Origin of the sequence: Romboutsia sp. 1001285H_161024_C4, from assembly GCF_015550185.1 — a bacterium.
Classification (GTDB): domain Bacteria; phylum Bacillota; class Clostridia; order Peptostreptococcales; family Peptostreptococcaceae; genus Romboutsia_C; species Romboutsia_C hominis.
Genome location: NZ_JADNAJ010000007.1, coordinates 106,059 through 124,265, shown reverse-complemented (window position 1 = coordinate 124,265; position 18,207 = coordinate 106,059). Strand labels below are relative to the sequence as shown.

At 29.9% G+C, this 18,207-nt stretch carries 19 protein-coding genes and 1 rRNA gene; 8 read left to right on the top strand and 12 right to left on the bottom strand.

The window, feature by feature from the left end; genetic code table 11:
• The 12 genes from I1959_RS12200 to dnaA all read right to left on the bottom strand — a co-directional run.
• Positions 1 to 328, bottom strand: a 16S ribosomal RNA gene (locus I1959_RS12200); the annotation flags it as partial.
• 192 nt (positions 329 to 520) lie between these two features.
• Positions 521 to 1,297: a SigB/SigF/SigG family RNA polymerase sigma factor gene (locus tag I1959_RS12195; protein ID WP_166506173.1), complete on the bottom strand. Its 777-nt coding sequence runs from the start codon at positions 1,295 to 1,297 to the stop codon at positions 521 to 523.
• Positions 1,297 to 1,704 carry an ATP-binding protein gene (locus tag I1959_RS12190; protein WP_330383662.1) on the bottom strand — a complete coding sequence of 136 codons (408 nt, stop codon included), beginning with the start codon at positions 1,702 to 1,704 and terminating at the stop codon, positions 1,297 to 1,299. The genes I1959_RS12195 and I1959_RS12190 overlap by 1 nt, the downstream gene beginning before the upstream one ends.
• A 3-nt stretch (positions 1,705 to 1,707) precedes the next feature.
• Entirely contained in the window at positions 1,708 to 2,025 is a 318-nt protein-coding gene (locus I1959_RS12185; protein WP_166506172.1) for an STAS domain-containing protein, read from the bottom strand.
• Positions 2,026 to 2,047: 22 nt separating this feature from the next.
• The gene (locus I1959_RS12180; protein WP_092921718.1) at positions 2,048 to 2,305 is read right to left on the bottom strand and encodes a hypothetical protein; all 258 of its coding nucleotides are present in this window, start codon (positions 2,303 to 2,305) and stop codon (positions 2,048 to 2,050) included.
• On the bottom strand, positions 2,305 to 2,589 hold the full coding sequence (locus I1959_RS12175) for a YtxH domain-containing protein (protein WP_092921716.1): 285 nt from the start codon (positions 2,587 to 2,589) through the stop codon (positions 2,305 to 2,307). Before I1959_RS12175 ends, I1959_RS12180 begins: the two co-directional genes overlap by 1 nt.
• A gap of 55 nt (positions 2,590 to 2,644) precedes the next feature.
• On the bottom strand, positions 2,645 to 5,071 hold the full coding sequence (gene gyrA / locus I1959_RS12170; RefSeq protein WP_092921714.1) for a DNA gyrase subunit A: 2,427 nt from the start codon (positions 5,069 to 5,071) through the stop codon (positions 2,645 to 2,647).
• Between the two features lie 18 nt (positions 5,072 to 5,089).
• Positions 5,090 to 6,991, bottom strand: coding sequence for a DNA topoisomerase (ATP-hydrolyzing) subunit B (gene gyrB, locus I1959_RS12165; protein WP_092921712.1), 1,902 nt, complete (start codon positions 6,989 to 6,991; stop codon positions 5,090 to 5,092).
• Complete coding sequence (gene recF, locus I1959_RS12160) at positions 6,992 to 8,107, bottom strand: DNA replication/repair protein RecF (protein ID WP_092921710.1); 1,116 nt, start codon at positions 8,105 to 8,107, stop codon at positions 6,992 to 6,994.
• Between the two features lie 15 nt (positions 8,108 to 8,122).
• Positions 8,123 to 8,329, bottom strand: coding sequence for a S4 domain-containing protein YaaA (yaaA, locus tag I1959_RS12155; RefSeq protein ID WP_092921708.1), 207 nt, complete (start codon positions 8,327 to 8,329; stop codon positions 8,123 to 8,125).
• A 113-nt stretch (positions 8,330 to 8,442) separates the two neighbouring features.
• Positions 8,443 to 9,549: a DNA polymerase III subunit beta gene (gene dnaN, locus I1959_RS12150; protein WP_092921706.1), complete on the bottom strand. Its 1,107-nt coding sequence runs from the start codon at positions 9,547 to 9,549 to the stop codon at positions 8,443 to 8,445.
• Between the two features lie 240 nt (positions 9,550 to 9,789).
• Positions 9,790 to 11,109 carry a chromosomal replication initiator protein DnaA gene (dnaA, locus tag I1959_RS12145; RefSeq protein ID WP_092921704.1) on the bottom strand — a complete coding sequence of 440 codons (1,320 nt, stop codon included), beginning with the start codon at positions 11,107 to 11,109 and terminating at the stop codon, positions 9,790 to 9,792.
• A gap of 675 nt (positions 11,110 to 11,784) precedes the next feature.
• On the opposite strand from dnaA, the gene rpmH reads away from it, so the two are divergent.
• The 8 genes from rpmH (at position 11,785) to rsmG (ending at position 18,158) form a co-directional block, all read left to right on the top strand.
• A complete protein-coding gene (gene rpmH, locus I1959_RS12140) occupies positions 11,785 to 11,919 on the top strand; it encodes a 50S ribosomal protein L34 (RefSeq protein WP_092921702.1) in 135 nt (44 codons plus the stop codon).
• Between the two features lie 79 nt (positions 11,920 to 11,998).
• Positions 11,999 to 12,349, top strand: coding sequence for a ribonuclease P protein component (gene rnpA / locus I1959_RS12135; RefSeq protein ID WP_092921700.1), 351 nt, complete (start codon positions 11,999 to 12,001; stop codon positions 12,347 to 12,349).
• A 31-nt stretch (positions 12,350 to 12,380) separates the two neighbouring features.
• A complete protein-coding gene (gene yidD, locus I1959_RS12130) occupies positions 12,381 to 12,632 on the top strand; it encodes a membrane protein insertion efficiency factor YidD (protein ID WP_092921698.1) in 252 nt (83 codons plus the stop codon).
• A 29-nt stretch (positions 12,633 to 12,661) separates the two neighbouring features.
• Complete coding sequence (locus tag I1959_RS12125) at positions 12,662 to 13,363, top strand: YidC/Oxa1 family membrane protein insertase (protein WP_092921696.1); 702 nt, start codon at positions 12,662 to 12,664, stop codon at positions 13,361 to 13,363.
• Positions 13,335 to 13,961 carry an RNA-binding cell elongation regulator Jag/EloR gene (gene jag / locus I1959_RS12120; protein WP_092921694.1) on the top strand — a complete coding sequence of 209 codons (627 nt, stop codon included), beginning with the start codon at positions 13,335 to 13,337 and terminating at the stop codon, positions 13,959 to 13,961. The genes I1959_RS12125 and jag overlap by 29 nt, the downstream gene beginning before the upstream one ends.
• Before the next feature lie 127 nt (positions 13,962 to 14,088).
• Positions 14,089 to 15,468: a tRNA uridine-5-carboxymethylaminomethyl(34) synthesis GTPase MnmE gene (mnmE, locus tag I1959_RS12115; RefSeq protein WP_092921693.1), complete on the top strand. Its 1,380-nt coding sequence runs from the start codon at positions 14,089 to 14,091 to the stop codon at positions 15,466 to 15,468.
• 82 nt (positions 15,469 to 15,550) lie between these two features.
• A complete protein-coding gene (gene mnmG, locus I1959_RS12110; protein WP_092921691.1) occupies positions 15,551 to 17,446 on the top strand; it encodes a tRNA uridine-5-carboxymethylaminomethyl(34) synthesis enzyme MnmG in 1,896 nt (631 codons plus the stop codon).
• Complete coding sequence (rsmG, locus tag I1959_RS12105) at positions 17,439 to 18,158, top strand: 16S rRNA (guanine(527)-N(7))-methyltransferase RsmG (protein WP_092921689.1); 720 nt, start codon at positions 17,439 to 17,441, stop codon at positions 18,156 to 18,158. The genes mnmG and rsmG overlap by 8 nt, the downstream gene beginning before the upstream one ends.
• Positions 18,159 to 18,207: the final 49 nt, after the last annotated feature.

The window sequence follows — 18,207 nt, the reverse complement described above, 5'->3', positions numbered from 1 at the left end:
GAGTTTGGACCGTGTCTCAGTTCCAATGTGGCCGATCACCCTCTCAGGTCGGCTACTGATCGTCGCCTTGGTAAGCCGTTACCTTACCAACTAGCTAATCAGACGCGGGTCCATCCTGTACCGCAAAAGCTTTGATAAGAAAGCCATGCGACTCTCTCATGTTATCTCGTATTAGCATACCTTTCGGTATGTTATCCGTGTGTACAGGGCAGGTTACCCACGCGTTACTCACCCGTCCGCCGCTCTTTACCGAAGTAAATCGCTCGACTTGCATGTGTTAGGCACGCCGCCAGCGTTCATCCTGAGCCAGGATCAAACTCTCAAATAAAAGTTGTTACCTGCTCAGACTATCATTATCTGAATATCTGGCTTGGTTGTATTCGATTCTTTTAAGAATCAGTTATATAAATTAACCTACTGTTTAATTTTCAAAGTTCATTTCTTATTTGCCCTTTTCTTAAGGACAAGTAATAATATACTATAGAATAAACAGTAGGTCAATACTTTTTCAAAAACTTTTTTATAAATTTTTTTCATATTCTTTTCTAAGCTTTTCAACTATCTTTCTTTCTAGCCTAGAAACAGTCATTTGAGAGATTTCTAGTTCTTTTGCAATCATAGATTGAGTTTTATCTAAGAAAAATCTATCTTTAAATATTTTAACTTCTAATTCATTTAAATTTTCCATGAATTTATTTATAAAGTCTCGCTGTTCTATATTTCCAAAACTACTTTCTTCTTGTCCAATTTTGTCTATCAATGTTATATCTTTATCTTCTGAATCATCATTACTTGATGAATCTAATGATATAGGTTGATATCCATAAGATGCTTCCATGGCTTCTAAAACATCTTCTTCTGTACACCCTATATATTTTGCAATCTCTTCTACTCTAGGTTGTTTTTTATATTCTTGTTCTAATATAACTTTGGCTTCACTTATCTTTTTGCTTAACTCTTGAACACGCCTCGGTACTCTAAGTGTCCATACTTTATCTCTAAAGTACTTTTTTATTTCACCTATTATCGTAGGAGTTGCAAAACTTGAAAACTCATACCCTTTTTCTATATCATACCTATCTATAGCGTATATTAATGCTAATGAAGCTACTTGATATATATCTTCAAATTCTACACCTTTATTTGCATATTTTTTAGCTAACAAATTTACTAAATATAGATGTTTTTCAATAAGAATATTTCTAACTTCTTTGTTATCTTTATCCTTGCTATATATCTTGAATAGCTCCTTATTATCTATGTCTAGGTAATTAGTAGCATTAGCTACGTTTTTCATTAAATACCAACTCCTAAATACTTAGTCATTTTTATTATAGTCCCTTTATTTTCTTTAGATTCTATATTAACTTCATCCATTAATGATTGTATTATAAATAATCCTAACCCACTTTCTTTTGGATTATTTAAATCTGGTTGATGTAAAGATTCTACATCGTACCCCTTGCCTTTATCTTCAATTTCTATAGCTAATCCATTTTCTAATATATCAAAAGTTATAAAAAATTTATTATCATTACTATGCTTTATAGCATTTGTACAAGCTTCTGATACAGCAACTTTTATGTCTTCTATATCATCTATCGAAAATCCGATTTTATTAGCTATACCTGATGTGGTTAATCTTATAATTCCAACATACTCAGGGTTTGAGCTTATTTCCATCTTTATTGTTTCAAAAGCCAACGTCTATCCCTCCACTTTAAATATTTTATCTAGTCCTGTTATTGCAAATATTTTTTTTACATTGATTTTTGGATTTAATATATATATTTCCTTTCCGTTTATTTTTAATTTCTTAAGTACTCCTATCATTACACCTAAACCAGTTGAATCTATATAATCTAAGTTTGTAAGGTTAATTTTCATATCTAAAGATTCTTTATCTGCTAAATTATGTAAATGTTCTTTTAACTTATCTGCTGTAGAAACATCAAGTTCTCCTTCTAGTGATATATCCCAGAAACATTCTTGTTCATTTAGCTTTGAATTTATATTTATTGACATCAATAAACCTCCTTATATGCAATTATCTCTTTATAAATTTAAATATTTTGGCTATACCTGCCACTTTGCCAACTAAATCAGTTATTTCTTCTGTATTTTTAGATATAGCGGCAACATTTTCTATTGTCTCGTGTATATGTCTTTCATTATAGTCAACTATTTTGTATACCTTTCCTACAACTTTAGTTGTCTCATTCAATAATCTTCCTATGTATATTGCTATAATTAATGCCGAAACACCAAATAAAACAGCACCTATTTGCCATCCCATTGCATCCATTAATTATTCTCCCCTTCATCTTCAAAAGTTCTACTTATTACTATTTCATCTTCACATATATCTATACTATCTTCTAATACATTATCATCAATTAGATTATTTATTTTAGTTTTTACACCATCTATTGTTCCTTGTAAAGCTTCTTTTGGGTTTTCCTTAACCTCACCTAGCTTTTCTTTAGCATCTCTTCTTAATTCTGAACCTTTTTTAGGTGCAAAGAATAAACCGGCTATAAATCCAAGAAATGCTCCTAGTAATAAATATTTCCCTTTCTTATTGCTCATAATACATTCTCCTCTCCTATAGTCGATAGCTATGGAAAAAGAATAGGATATATTCCTATTCTTCTTCTATATTTATTTTAGCAATAGAAACTACATTAACTTCATCATTGGTCTTCATTAGTTTAACACCGCTTGTTACTCTTCCAAATAATGATATTTCATTCACTCTTAATCTTATTAACACTCCATCTGAGTTTATTATCATTATTTCGTCTTCTTCTGTAACCATTTCAGCTCCAACAAGCTTTCCTGTCTTAGCAGCTATATTATATGTCTTTATACCTTTACCAGCTCTTATCTGAGTTCTATACTCTTCTATATCTGTTCTTTTTCCAAATCCATTTTCACTAACTACTAATACTTCTGTTCCTTCATCTGTTAAGCTCATAGATACTACTTTATCATCAGCGCCTAAAGTTATACCTTTAACACCCATAGCAGTTCTACCCATTGGTCTTATGTCATTTTCATCAAATCTTATAGACATACCATCTTTAGTTATTAGTAAAACTTCCTTATTAGCATCTGTTAACTTAACTCCTATAAGCTCATCGTCTTCTCTTAATCCTATAGCTATCAGCCCAGATTTATTAATATTTTTGAACTCTTCACGCTTAGTCTTTTTAACTATACCATTTTTAGTAGCTAATAATAAATATTGATTCTCATCATTTTCATTTATTGCTATTAGTGTGGCTATTTTTTCATTTGGAGCTAGTTGAAGTAAGTTTATTATAGCTGTACCTTTAGACTGTCTCTTCCCTTCAGGTATTTCATAAGCATTTAATTTAAATACTCTACCTTTGTTAGTGAAGAATAATAACTTACTATGAGTCGTTGTTGTTACAAGGTGCTTAACAAAGTCTTCTTCTCTTGTAGTAAGAGCTGATATACCTCTTCCACCTCTATTTTGACTCTTATAAGTATCTGCTGGCACTCTCTTTATGTATCCAAAGTGAGTTAGAGTTATAGCTATTTCTTCTTCTTCAATAAGATCTCTAACGTCTATTTCACCCTCAGCATGTCTTATTTCAGTTCTTCTTTCGTCAGCATAATTCTTTTTAATTATTAGCATTTCGTCTTTTATTACGTTAAGAAGTAATCTCTCATTAGCTAATATTTCTTTTAATCTATTTATTTTCTTAATTAACTCTTCATACTCTGCTTCTATTTTATCTCTTTCTAATCCTGTAAGTCTTTGAAGTCTCATGTCTAATATAGCTTGTGATTGAATTTCTGATAATCCAAATCTCTCCATAAGACCTGCTTTAGCTTCTTGAGTAGTTTTAGAGCTTCTTATTAATTTTATTACTGCATCTATGTTATCTAAAGCTATTCTTAACCCTTCTAATATGTGAGCTCTTGCTTCAGCTTTATTTAATTCAAATTTAGTTCTTCTTGTAACTACATCTTTTTGATGTTTTACATAGTAGTATAATATTTGCTTAAGATTTAATACTCTTGGTTGACCATCAACTAATGCAAGCATTATTATACTTATAGTTTCTTCCATTTGAGAATGCTTATATAAGTTGTTTAATACTATATTTGCATTAACGTCTCTCTTAAGCTCTATAACTATTCTCATACCATTTCTGTTACTTTCATCTCTTAGGTCAGATATTCCTTCAACCTTCTTCTCTTTAACTAAATCAGCTATTTTTTCAACTAACTTAGCTTTATTAACTTGATATGGTATTTCAGTTACTACTATTTGTTGCTTATTCTTAGGTAGTTCTTCTATATAAGCTCTTGCTCTAACTTTTACTTTTCCTCTACCTGTTCTATAGGCATTAGCTATATTTTCTTTTCCCATTATTATTGCTGAAGTAGGAAAATCTGGTCCTTGTACAAACTGCATTAAATCTTCTACAGTGCACTCCTCATTATCTATTAAATGTACTGTTGCATCTATAACCTCTGCTAAGTTATGAGGTGGTATACTTGTTGCCATACCAACTGCTATACCGTTAGATCCATTAACTAATAAGTTTGGGAATCTAGATGGTAATACTGCTGGCTCCTTTAAAGACTCATCAAAGTTAGGGATAAAATCAACAGTCTCTTTTTCTATATCTCTTAATAATTCTAAAGATAGTTTACTCATTCTAGCTTCAGTATAACGCATTGCCGCTGGTGAATCTCCATCGACTGAACCAAAGTTACCATGTCCATCAACTAAAAGTCCTCTTGTAGAGAAATCTTGTGCCATTCTAACCATAGCTAAGTAAACTGCACTATCACCATGTGGGTGATATTTCCCTAGAACGTCCCCAACTATACGGGCAGACTTTCTATAAGGTTTATCTGGTGTTAAGTTCAATTCATTCATAGAGTATAGTATTCTTCTATGAACTGGCTTAAGACCGTCTCTTACATCAGGAAGAGCACGTCCAGCTATAACACTCATCGCATAATCCATATACGATTTTTTCATTTCATCAGCTATTTCTAAAGGAAGTATTCTATTGTTTTCTTCCATTTACACTCATCCCCTTTCTTATATATCTAAATTCTTAACGTATTTAGCATTTGTTTCTATAAATTCTTTTCTTGGGGCTACTTTATCACCCATAAGCATTGAGAATACCTCATCTGCCATAGCCGCATCTTCTATATTTACTTGTAGTAATGTTCTAGTTTCTGGGTTCATTGTTGTATCCCATAATTGCTCTGCATTCATTTCTCCAAGTCCTTTGTATCTTTGTAACTCTACGCCAGTTCTACCAATCGACTCTAATAGGCTAGCAAGCTCTTTGTCTGAGTATACATAGTATTCTTTCTTTTGTTTCTTGACCTTATATAGTGGTGGTTGCGCTGCATATACATATCCATTTTCTATAAGTGGTCTCATGTATCTAAAGAAGAATGTAAGTAATAATGTTCTAATGTGAGCTCCATCGACATCGGCATCGGTCATTATTACTATTTTATGATATCTAGCTTTTTCTAAATCGAAGTCATTTCCTATACCACATCCAAAAGCAGTTATCATATTTTTTATTTCATCTGAAGATAATATTTTATCTAATCTAGATTTTTCAACGTTAAGTATCTTACCTCTTAGTGGTAATATAGCTTGAGTGTGTCTATCTCTACCTTGTTTAGCAGATCCACCGGCAGAATCCCCTTCGACTAAGAATACTTCACTCTTAGCTGGGTCTTTTTCAGCACAGTCTGCTAATTTCCCAGGTAATGCAGTACTTTCTAACACACTTTTTCTTCTAGTTAACTCTCTTGCTCTTTTTGCAGCTTCTCTCGCTCTTTGAGCTCTAAGGGCCTTATCAACTATTATTTTTGCTGTAGTTGGGTTTTCTTCTAAGAAAGCTCCTAATTCTTCAACAGTTATACTATCCACTATACCTCTCATCTCTGTATTACCTAGCTTAGTCTTTGTTTGACCTTCGAATTGAGGCTCAGGAAGCTTAACAGATACTACAGCTGTAAGACCTTCTCTTATATCTTCACCTAATAAATTAGGCTCATTATCTTTTATTACTTTATTTCTTCTTGCGTAATCATTTAATGTTTTAGTAAGGGCCGCTTTAAATCCACTTAAATGAGATCCACCCTCATGAGTATTTATATTATTAGCAAATGAATATATGTTTTCCGTGTAACCATCAGTATATTGCATTGCTAATTCTACCATATAGTCATCTACTTTTTTGTCTATATAAACTATATCTTCATGTATTCCAGTTCTCGATTTATTTAAGTATTTTATATATTCTACTAAACCACCAAGGTAGTGGAATTCTTTTATCTTTTCTTTTCCTTCTCTTTTATCTTCTAAAATTATTTTTATTCCTTTGTTAAGGAATGCTAATTCTCTTAATCTATGCTCTAATGTTTCATACTTGAAGTCTATTTCGTCAAATATAGTAGCATCAGGCATGAAGCTTATACAAGTTCCTGTATGGCTTGATGTTCCTACTGCATTAAGTTCTGATGTAGCTACACCTTTTTCATAAGTTTGTCTATATAACTTTCCATCTCTTGAAATTTCTGCTACTAACCACTCAGATAACGCATTAACAACAGATACCCCAACTCCGTGAAGACCACCAGATACCTTGTATCCTCCTCCACCAAACTTTCCTCCTGCATGAAGTACTGTTAAAACTGTTTCTAGTGTAGACTTACCTGTTTGAGGGTGAACTTCAACTGGTATCCCTCTCCCATTATCTCTTACTAAGATACTTCCATCTTGATTTATAGATACGTATATCTCAGTACAATATCCTTGAAGTGCTTCATCTATACTGTTGTCTACTATCTCGTAAACTAAGTGATGTAACCCTCTTGGACCAGTAGATCCTATATACATACCAGGTCTTTTTCTAACAGGCTCTAATCCTTCTAGAACCTGAATCTGACTTGCACCATATTCTTGCTTCATCTAGTTCCCTCCATTCTCTATGTTTACAACACTTCCATTGTCAATATTAAATATAGTAGTGTTATCTATATTGAATATACTTTTATGTGAAACCTCTGCTGTAGTTATAAACATTTGAACTACATTTAAGTTATTTACTAATAGTTTTTGCCTTGTTTCATCTAATTCACTGAACACATCGTCTAAAATTAATATTGGATATTCTCCAACTTCATTATTTATTAACTCAATTTCTGATAATTTTAAAGAAATTGATGCAGTTCTTTGTTGTCCTTGTGAACCATATAACCTTACATCTAATCCGTTAACAAATATGTTAAGATCATCTCTATGTAATCCATATCTAGTAGTTCTTGTATCTATATCATGCTCACGGCTTGACGAAAGTTTTTCAATAAATTTGTTATATACTGTCTGGGCAGTATCTTCATCATTTATATCAATTTGATTTTTATATGTTATAACTAAATCTTCAATTCCTCCAGTTAGTTTATCATGTAAACTTTTAGATATACCTGCTATTTTCTTTATAAAATCTCTTCTAAGTATGTAAATATAGCTACCGTACTTAGCTAAACTTTCATCATATACATCTAATAAAGATTTATCTATATTCTTACTCTTAAGTAACTGATTCCTTTGGAATAATATTTTATTATAATTTGTAAGATAATTATAATATCTAGGTATAATTTGACTAATCTCTTTATCTATGAAAGATCTTCTTTCTTTAGGTCCTTCTTTAACTAGTCTCAGATCTTCTGGAGAAAATATTACAACATTTATATTTCCAAGCAGTTCGTATATTTTTTGAATAGGTATTTTATTTACTTTTATACCCTTCTTATTCTTACTGATAGCTATTTCAATTAAGCCTTTAGTATTTTCCTTTGAAAAAGCTCCTCCAACATAAAGATTCTCTTTTTCAAATTTTATTATTTCCTTGTCTTTATTGGTTCTAAAGGACTTTCCAAAAGATAGCATATATATAGATTCTACTATATTAGTCTTTCCTTGGCCATTTTTTCCGACAAGAAGATTTACTTTTTTATTAAATTCCAGATGTAAGCTATCGTAATTTCTAAAATTGACTAACTGCAAACTATTTAGTTGCATAAAAGGCTCTCCTTATTACACTACTTTTATTTGATTTCCTTCTACCTCAACTATATCTTGAGGTTTAAGTTTTCTTCCTCTTCTTGTTTCAACTTCTCCATTTACCTTAACTAGACCTTCTAATATTAAAAATTTAGCATGTCCACCTGTTGATGCTAAGTCTGCTAATTTTAAAAGTTGATCTAATTTTATATATTCTGAATCTATATTTATCTCTATCATAGCTCGTCCTCCTATTTATTTTCATTTAGTTTTTCACTAACATGTCAAAAATATATTATATCATAAAATTAGTTATAAAAACCCAACTTTATTAGTTGGGCTTTTTTAATGAATTATATACTAGATGATATTCTTACTGGAAGTAATAGGTATGTATACTCGATTTCGTCAGCAGGTTTTATTATACAAGGATTAACATTTGTTGTGAATTCTATAAATATCTCTTCACTATCAATGTTTTTTAATCCTTCTAAGAAGTATCTTGAATTGAATGCGATATCTAAATAATCTCCTTCTAATTCTAGTGAAACTTCTTCATAAACATTTCCTTTATCTGTATTAGAAGTTATTGCCATTGCATTATCTCTTATAGATAATTTGATTAGATTATTTTTTTCAGCTTGAGATAATAATGATGCTCTCTCAATACTATTTAAAAGATCTCTTGTTTTTAATTTAACTCTAGTATTGTGTTCTCTTGGAAGTAATCTTTTATAATCTATAAATTCACCTTCTAAAAGTCTAGTTATTATTTTAGTGTCATTTATTATAAATATTGCATTTTTATCATCAAATCCCATTTTTATATCTTCTTCTGATGATAATAAGCTATTTACATCTATTAATGCCTTTCCTGGAATTATAACTTTAGCATCATTTGAAATATTCTCTAAATTACAGCTTCTAACAGCTAATCTATATCCATCTATAGCTACTAAACTTATATTACCATTTACTATTTCTAAAAGTTCACCCATTAAGATAGGCTTTGTTTGGTCTTGAGATATAGCAAATACTGTTTGCTTTATCATATTTTTTAGTAAATCTTGAGGTATATTATATAAGTCTTCTTTATTTACTTCTGGTAACTTTGGAAATTCTTTAGCTGAATCTCCTTTTATCTTAAATCTTGAGTTTACACAATTTATGTATACATTATTTTCACTATCTGTTTCTATTTCAACAAAAGAATCTGGTAGCTTTCTAATTATATCACCAAAAAGTCTAGCATTTACTACTATTTCTCCTTCTTCTATAACTTCAGCTTGTGTATAAGTTTCTATACCTATTTCTAAATCATAACCAGTTAATTTTAGTTGATCTCCTTTTGCTGATAATAATATTCCCTTTAATAAGTCTAAAGTAGTTTTACTATTAATAGCTTTTTGAGATATTCCGATTTTATTAGCAAGTATTTTTTGATTACAAATTATTTTCAATGTGGATAACCTCCTTGTGGTCTTCATATATAAAAAATAAATAAAAAATTAGTAGTAATAGTAATAGGCTATGTGGATAATGTTAATAAATACTTTAAGCCTAATAAATGCAAAGATATTAACATGTGTATAAAGTGTTAATATCTTTGTTGATTTTAGTAGTATAAATTGTTAATAAATTTTAGACAAAAAAATATAAACATTATATTAACACAAAATCCACATATAATTGTTTATAAGTTACCCTTTCAATTCAGAGATTATTTTTTCTATTTTTATTTTGATTTCTTCATTAGTTTGTATATCTTTAATAATCTTATCGTGGGCATGTATAACAGTTGTATGATCACGTCCTCCAAACTCTTCACCTATTTTAGGAAGTGATAAATCTGTAAGTTCACGTGATAGATACATTGCTATTTGTCTAGGATAAGCAATTGATCTTGTTCTTTTTTTAGAATTAAAATCTTCCATTTTTATATCAAATACAGATGCTACCTTCTCTTTTATTCTATTTACATTTATTTCTTCATTTTTTGAAGTAGTTATTATATCTTTTAAAGCTTCTTCTGCTAATTCAAAAGATATAGTTCTATTAGTTAAAGATGAATAAGCAACCACTCTAGTTAAGGCACCTTCTAATTCTCTTATATTAGACTTTATATTTTTAGCAATATATGTCATAACCTCGTTTGGAACATCAATATTTTCCATTTGAGCTTTTTTTCTAAGTATTGCTATTCTAGTTTCAAAATCAGGAGCTTGTATATCTGTTATAAGTCCCATTTCGAATCTAGATCTAAGTCTATCTTCTAATGTTGGAATTTCTTTAGGTGGTCTATCACTTGAAATAATTATTTGCTTATTAGCCTCATGTAAAGAATTAAAGGTATGGAAAAATTCTTCTTGTGTTCTTTCTTTTCCAGCTATAAATTGAATGTCATCTATTAAAAGAACATCGACATTTCTATATTTATTTCTAAACTCTTCATTTCTGTCATCTTTGATAGAGTTTATAAGTTCATTTGTAAATTTTTCAGAAGATACATAGACTACTTTAGGATCCTTTTTTTGACTCATTATATGATGTCCTATAGCATGCATAAGGTGAGTTTTACCTAATCCAACGCCTCCATATAAGAAAAGAGGATTATAAGCTCTAGCTGGAGATTCAGCAACAGCAACACATGCGGCATGAGCAAATCTATTACTATTACCGATTACGAATGTATCAAATGTATATTTTGGATTTAGGTTAGGATAATTAGCCTTTGAAGCTGAACTTTTAGCTTCTTCTCCAAGACCTTCTATGTCTTTTTCACTTAAAACAAATTTAATATTATATTTTTTTAATGATAGCTGATTTACAGAACTTTCTATTAAATTTAAGTATCTATCTTCTAAAATACCTTTAGTGAAGTCATTAGGGACTAAAAGAATTAAATCGTTATTGTGTATTTTTAAAGGTACTATTTGCTTAAAAAAAGCATTAAAACTAGGTGGAGATAGCTCACCTTTTATTAATTGTAGTGTTTTGTCCCATAAAGAAACTACATCCATAATATAAACCTCCGCGCAAATTAATTAACACTTTCCACAAGTTATTAACAAAAAAACAAAAAAATATATATGATAAATAAATTCATTAGATTTATTTGGATAATTATGTGGATAAAATATTAATAATGTAAAAATGTATTAAAAAATAAAAAGATATAAACAATATGTATATAAAGTTATAAATAGTCTAAAGATATAATAAATGTAGTTTATAACTAAAGTATTATCTAAAAGTATACAAGTTATACACATTTATATCCACAGCTTGTGAATAACCTTAATAAGTTAATAAATCTTATAAACATTATCAACAAGTATATTAATAATATCAGAATAAGTGCCAAACTTCAAGGCATTCTGCTTAATTTATCCACAATATTAACTACCTGTTGATAAATTAATACACAGCTACAATTTACGCAATTTTCCTACATAATAATAAATCAACTTTTAAATGAATGTGGATAAATCAGACGACAAATTTGAGGTAATAAATAGTCACCAAAACATATAAAATAAAACAAACAATTTTGTTATTTCATGTATCTAAAAACAAGTTGACAAGCAATATAAAAGCATTTATAATTGTATGTGTTATGTTTACTTTGAGGGTAAGGTTATTATTCTTATAAACGGAAAATAAACGGAAATAAAATTTGAAAGGCGGTGTATGTAATGAAAAGAACTTATCAGCCAAAGAAAAGACAAAGAAAAAAAGAACACGGATTCAGAAAAAGAATGAAAACTTCTAACGGAAGAAACGTGTTAAAGAGAAGAAGAGCTAAAGGAAGAAAGAGATTAACTCATTAATCATTGAGAGAGGCCGCTGTAAAGGTGGCCTTTTTGTGTAGAAACTATATTTACAAGCTGTGTTTACGGAGGGTTTAATATGGACTTCAAGAAAACAAAGGGCTTAAAAAAAGACTCTGATTTTAGAAAAGTGTATAAACACGGCAAATCTTTTGCAACTAAGTATCTGGTAATGTATGTACTAGATAACAAATCAGATGATACTAAATTAGGTATATCAGTATCTAAAAAAGTAGGTAAAGCAATTGTTAGAAATAAGATAAGAAGAAGAATAAGAGAATCATATAGATTAAATGTAGATGAAAACGTTAAAAGTGGGTATGATATAGTTTTTATAGCAAGGATAGCAAGTAATCAGGCTGAATATAAAGATATTGAAAAGTCTGTAAAATATTTGGTAAGAAAAGCAAACATAAGATTAAGTGAATAACAAAAGTCTAAATATGGAGGCATTTTAAAATTTGAAAAAAATAATTACTATACTGAAGGAAATAAATATATACTTAGCGAAATTATGTATTTATCTAGTGAGATTTTATCAAAAATTTATATCTCCATTAAAAGGACCTACATGTAGATTTTATCCAACATGTTCACAATATTCTATAGAAGCTTTTAAAAAATACGGGCTATTAAAAGGAATATATTTAACAGTAAAAAGAGTATCGAAATGCCATCCTTTTCATCCAGGAGGTTACGATCCTTTAAAATAAAACAGAATATACTCTAGGAGGTATAACAGTTGAGTATTATAAGTAATTTATTAGGTGTTGTGTTAAAGACAATTTTTGACTTTATTGGAAATTATGGTCTTTCAATAATTGTATTTACAATTTTTGTAAAAGTTTTATTATTACCGCTTACAATAAAGCAAACTAAGTCTACAAAGGCTATGCAAGATATACAGCCTAAAATAAAAGAGATACAAGAAACGTATAAAAATAAGCCAGAAAAGCAACAACAAGAGTTAATGAAGGTATATCAAGAAGCTAAGATAAATCCATTAGCAGGATGTTTACCACTATTAATACAAATGCCTATATTAATAGGATTATTTACAGTATTAAGAGATCCTGTTACTTATGGTGTTTTCCAAGATAAAGCAACGCTTGCTACTGCATCAGAAGGGTTTCTTTGGATAAAAAACCTAACTCAACCAGATATTATATTAGCTGTATTATCAGGGGCAACTACATTCTTAATGCAAATGATAATGATGCCAAAGGATCAGCAACAAGGTTCAATGAAGATAATGACTTACTTCATGTCGGGGATGATGTTATTCTGGGGATTCACGTTCCCTGCAGGTCTTACATTATATTGGACAGTAGGTAACTTATTCTCAATTGCACAACATTATTTAGTAATGAATCCTTTAAAAGCTAAGTTAGCTAATTCTAAGGAGGAAGTAATAGATGAAGGAAAGCATAGAAATAAGAAGTAAGAGTAAGGAAGATGCTATAAGCCAAGCAATTGAAGAGCTAAAAGTATCTGAAAAAGATTTACAAATAGAAACAGTACAAGAACCTACAAAAGGTTTCTTAGGTTTTATAGGTGCTAAGGAAGGTCTATACAGATTCAAAGTTATTAAAACTGAGTCAGATATAGCTAAAGAGTTTGTTGAAAATATACTTAAGAACTCTAATGTAGAGGCTAAAGTTAATGTTACTCAAGATAATAATTTAATTAAAGTAGACATAGAAGGAAAAGAAGCTGCATGTTTAATAGGAAGAAGAGGGGAAACATTAGATTCAATTCAATTCCTTACAGGATTAGCGCTTAATAAAATAAATAAAGACTCGCATATGAGAGTGCTTGTAGATATAGAAAACTATAGATCAAAGAGAGAAGAATCTTTAATAAGATATGCTAACAAAGCAGCTAGAGAAGTAGCTAGAACTAAAAAAATAAAGAAATTAGACTATATGAATCCATATGAGAGAAGAATAATTCACTCAGCTCTTCAAAACGATAAGTATGTAACTACGTATAGCGAGGGAACAGATCCATATAGAAGATTAGTAATAGAGTATAAAAGATAAAATTTAACCTCCTATGTAATAGGGGGTTTTATTTTCGTTATTTATTTTATATAATGTTAAGATTAAGGAAAGAATTAAAGATAACGAAATTAAAGATAAATTAACTAAATAATAAGAGGTGATTAATTTGTTTATAGATGATACTATAGCAGCAATTGCAACAGCACCAGGTGAAGGTGGTATAGGTATAGTAAGAATTAGTGGTCAAAAAGCACTGAAAGTAGCAGATGAAATATTTAGATCTATGTCAGGAAAAACAATAAGTGAATATAAAACTAGAACTTTAATATACGGAAATATAGTAGACGGTGAAGATGTTATAGATGAAGTTTTATTAGCTTATATGAAAGGGCCAAACTCATATACTGCAGAGGATGTTATAGAAATAAACTGCCACGGAGGATTTATTTCAGTAAAGAAAATATTAGAGCTTATATTATCTAAAGATGTAAGAATAGCTGAACCTGGAGAATTTACAAAAAGAGCATTTTTAAATGGAAGAATAGATTTATCTCAAGCAGAAGCAATAATAGATGTAATAAAAGCTAAAACTGATATGGCTCATCAAGTAGCTCAAAATCAGCTAGAAGGTTCTTTATCAAGTAAGATAAAAGAATTAAGAGGAAAAGTAACAGAAGTATTAGCACACTTAGAAGTTGCTATAGATTTTTCAGAGGAAGATATAGAAGAAATAACATATCAAACTCTTAAAGAAAAAGCTGAAGAAATAAGAATAGAAATTAAAAAATTATATGATACGGCTGAAAGTGGTAAAATACTTAGAGACGGACTTAAGACAGTAATAGTTGGTAAACCAAATGTTGGGAAATCTTCATTACTTAACTCTATATTAGGTGAAAATAGAGCTATAGTTACAGATATACCAGGAACAACTAGAGACGTTATAGAAGAATTCGTAAATATAAAAGGTATACCTTTAAAAATAGTAGATACAGCAGGTATAAGAGAAACAGAAGATGTTGTAGAAAAAATAGGTGTAGAAAAATCAAGAGAATCATTTAATAGTGCAGACTTAGTTATAATGGTATTAGATTCATCGAGAAATCTTTCTGATGAAGATATAGAAATACTAGAAAACCTAGAAAATAAGAAGACTATAGTTATATTAAATAAAACAGATTTAGAACCTAAAATAGAAGAAGATGTACTAGCTAAGTATGTAAAAGAAGAAAATATAATAAGAACATCAGCATTAAAACATGAAGGAATTGAAGAATTATATGATAAAATAGAATCTATGGTTTATAAAGGCAGTGTTAAGAATTCATCTAGCTTAGTAATAACTAATTCTAGACACAAAGATGCATTATTAAAATCATATGAATCTATAAATGATGCTATAAATGCAATAGATACATTCCTTCCATATGATTTTATAGAGGTTGATTTCAAGAATATATGGGATTATCTAGGTTATATAAATGGAGACACAGTAAAAGAAGACCTATTAGATACTATATTTAGTAACTTCTGTATCGGAAAATAAAGTGTATAATATAAAATGTAGATAAGCAATTATAAAAAAGTTTTTCGTGAAACATAAATATAAACGTAGAAAGGATACTGACATGATAGATTTCAAAGCAGGAAAATATGATGTAATAGTAGTTGGAGCAGGTCATGCCGGATGTGAAGCTGCTTTAGCAACTGCCAGAATGGGACATAAAACACTAGTAGTAACTATGTCGTTAGACTCTATTGCACTAATGCCATGTAACCCATCAGTTGGAGGAACAGGTAAAGGTCAATTAGTAAAAGAAATAGATGCTTTAGGTGGTGAAATGGGTGTAAATGCAGATAAAACACTTATACAAAGTAGAATGTTAAATACTGCAAAAGGACCAGCTGTTCACTCTCTAAGAGGACAAGCGGATAAATTTAGATATCATACAGAAATGAAAGCTACTTTAGAAAATGAACCTAATATAGATATAGTAATGGATGAAGTAGTAGATATATTACATGAAGGTCAAACTGTTACTGGAGTAGTTACTAAACTTGGATGTCAATATGAAGCTAAAGCTGTAATATTAGCAACAGGAGTTTACTTAAATTCTAAGATATTCATAGGAGAATTAACTATTAATGAAGGACCTAATGCATTAGGTTATTCAAAGCATTTAACAGATAATCTAGTGGATTTAGGATTAAATATGAGAAGATTCAAAACAGGAACTCCTGCTAGAATTCATAGAGATAGTATAGATTTCACTAAGATGGAAATCCAAGAGGGTGACAAAAGAATAACTCCATTCTCTTTCTTAAGTGATGAAATAAATATAGATCAAGAGCCTTGTTATTTAACAAGAACAAACACAAAAACTCATGAAATAATAACAAGTAACTTAAGTAGAACAGCAATGTATAGTGGACAGGCGAAAAGTACAGGAGCAAGATACTGCCCATCTATAGAAGATAAAGTTGTTAGATTTAGTGATAAGGAATCTCATCAAATATTTATAGAGCCAGAAGGTAGAGAAACAAAAGAGATGTATATCCAAGGGATATCAACTAGTTTACCTTATGAAGTACAATTACAAATGTATAAAAGTATTCAAGGACTTGAAAATGCTAAGATAATGAGACCTGCTTATGCAATAGAATATGATTGTATAGATCCTACTCAATTAAAAATAACACTTGAAATAAAGGGTGTTGAAAACTTATTTAGTGCGGGACAATTTAACGGTACTTCAGGATATGAAGAGGCAGCAGCACAAGGTCTTATAGCTGGTATAAATGCAGCATGTAAAATACAAGGAAGAGAGCCATTTGTACTTGATAGATCAGAAGCTTATATAGGTGTTTTAATAGATGATTTAGTTACTAAAGGAACAAACGAACCTTATAGAATGATGACATCTAGATCAGAGTATAGATTATACTTAAGACAAGATAATGCAGACATGAGACTTACTCAAAAAGGATATGACTTAGGGTTAGTTACAGAAAGCAGATACAATAGATTCTTAGATAAGAAAGCTGAGATAGAAAAAGAATTAGAGAGATTAAAAACAGAAAGAGTTACTCCTAAAGAAGTAAATCACCTTTTAGCAGAAATGGGAGCATCTGAAATAAAAGTAGGATTATCTTTATATGAATTTTTAAAGCGTCCAGAGGTTAACTATGACTTAATTGAAGCTATAGGAAAAGGTGCTGGAGAAGATGTTCATTATGAAGTGAAAGAACAATGTGTAATAATGACAAAATATGAAGGATATATAGACAAGCAATTAAAGCAAATAGAGCAATTTAAAAAGCTTGAAAATAAAAAGTTACCAGAAACTATAGACTATTCAACTATAGATGGTTTAAGAATAGAAGCAAGACAAAAACTTAATGATATAAAGCCAGTTTCAATAGGTCAAGCATCTCGTATATCAGGGGTTTCACCAGCTGATATATCAGTACTTCTTATATACTTAGAGCAAATGAGAAGAACTAGAGGGGGAAAAGATGAATAATACGGAAATGCTAAGACAAGGTCTAAAGGATTTTGGAATAGAACCAAGCGATAAAATGCTAAATGATTTCAAGGTTTATAGAGAGATACTAGTCGACTGGAATCAAAAGATGAACCTTACTGGAATAGAAGAGGAAAAAGAAGTGTATATAAAGCACTTCTTGGACTCTGTTTCAGCTGTAGTTAATGGATACATAAAAGATGGAATGTCTATAATAGATGTTGGTACAGGTGCAGGTTTTCCAGGATTACCATTAAAGATATGCCTAGAAAATGCTAATGTAACTCTTTTAGATTCATTAAACAAAAGAATAAACTTCTTAAAAGAAGTTAGTAATACCTTAGGTTTAACTAATATGGAGTTTATACACGGTAGAGCAGAAGATTTCGGTAAGTCAGAACAATATAGAGAACAATATGATATAGCAACAGCAAGAGCTGTGGCTGGATTACCTATACTTATGGAATTTTGTGTACCATTTGTTAAAGTTGGAGGATATTTTGTGTGTTTAAAAGGACCTAATGCAAACTTAGAGCTAGAAGAGTCAAAAGCTGCTATGGATGTTTTAGGATTAGAATTTATTGAAAAAATAGATGTAGAGCTTCCAGAAACTGATTTGGACCATAATATATTAGTTTTCAAAAAAGTAAGAAATACTCCAGAAAAATACCCTAGAAAAGCGGGTAAACCTGCAAAAAGTCCTATAAAATAGAGATAGGTATATTAAAAATATATTAAAAATAAAACAAAATAGAAGGATT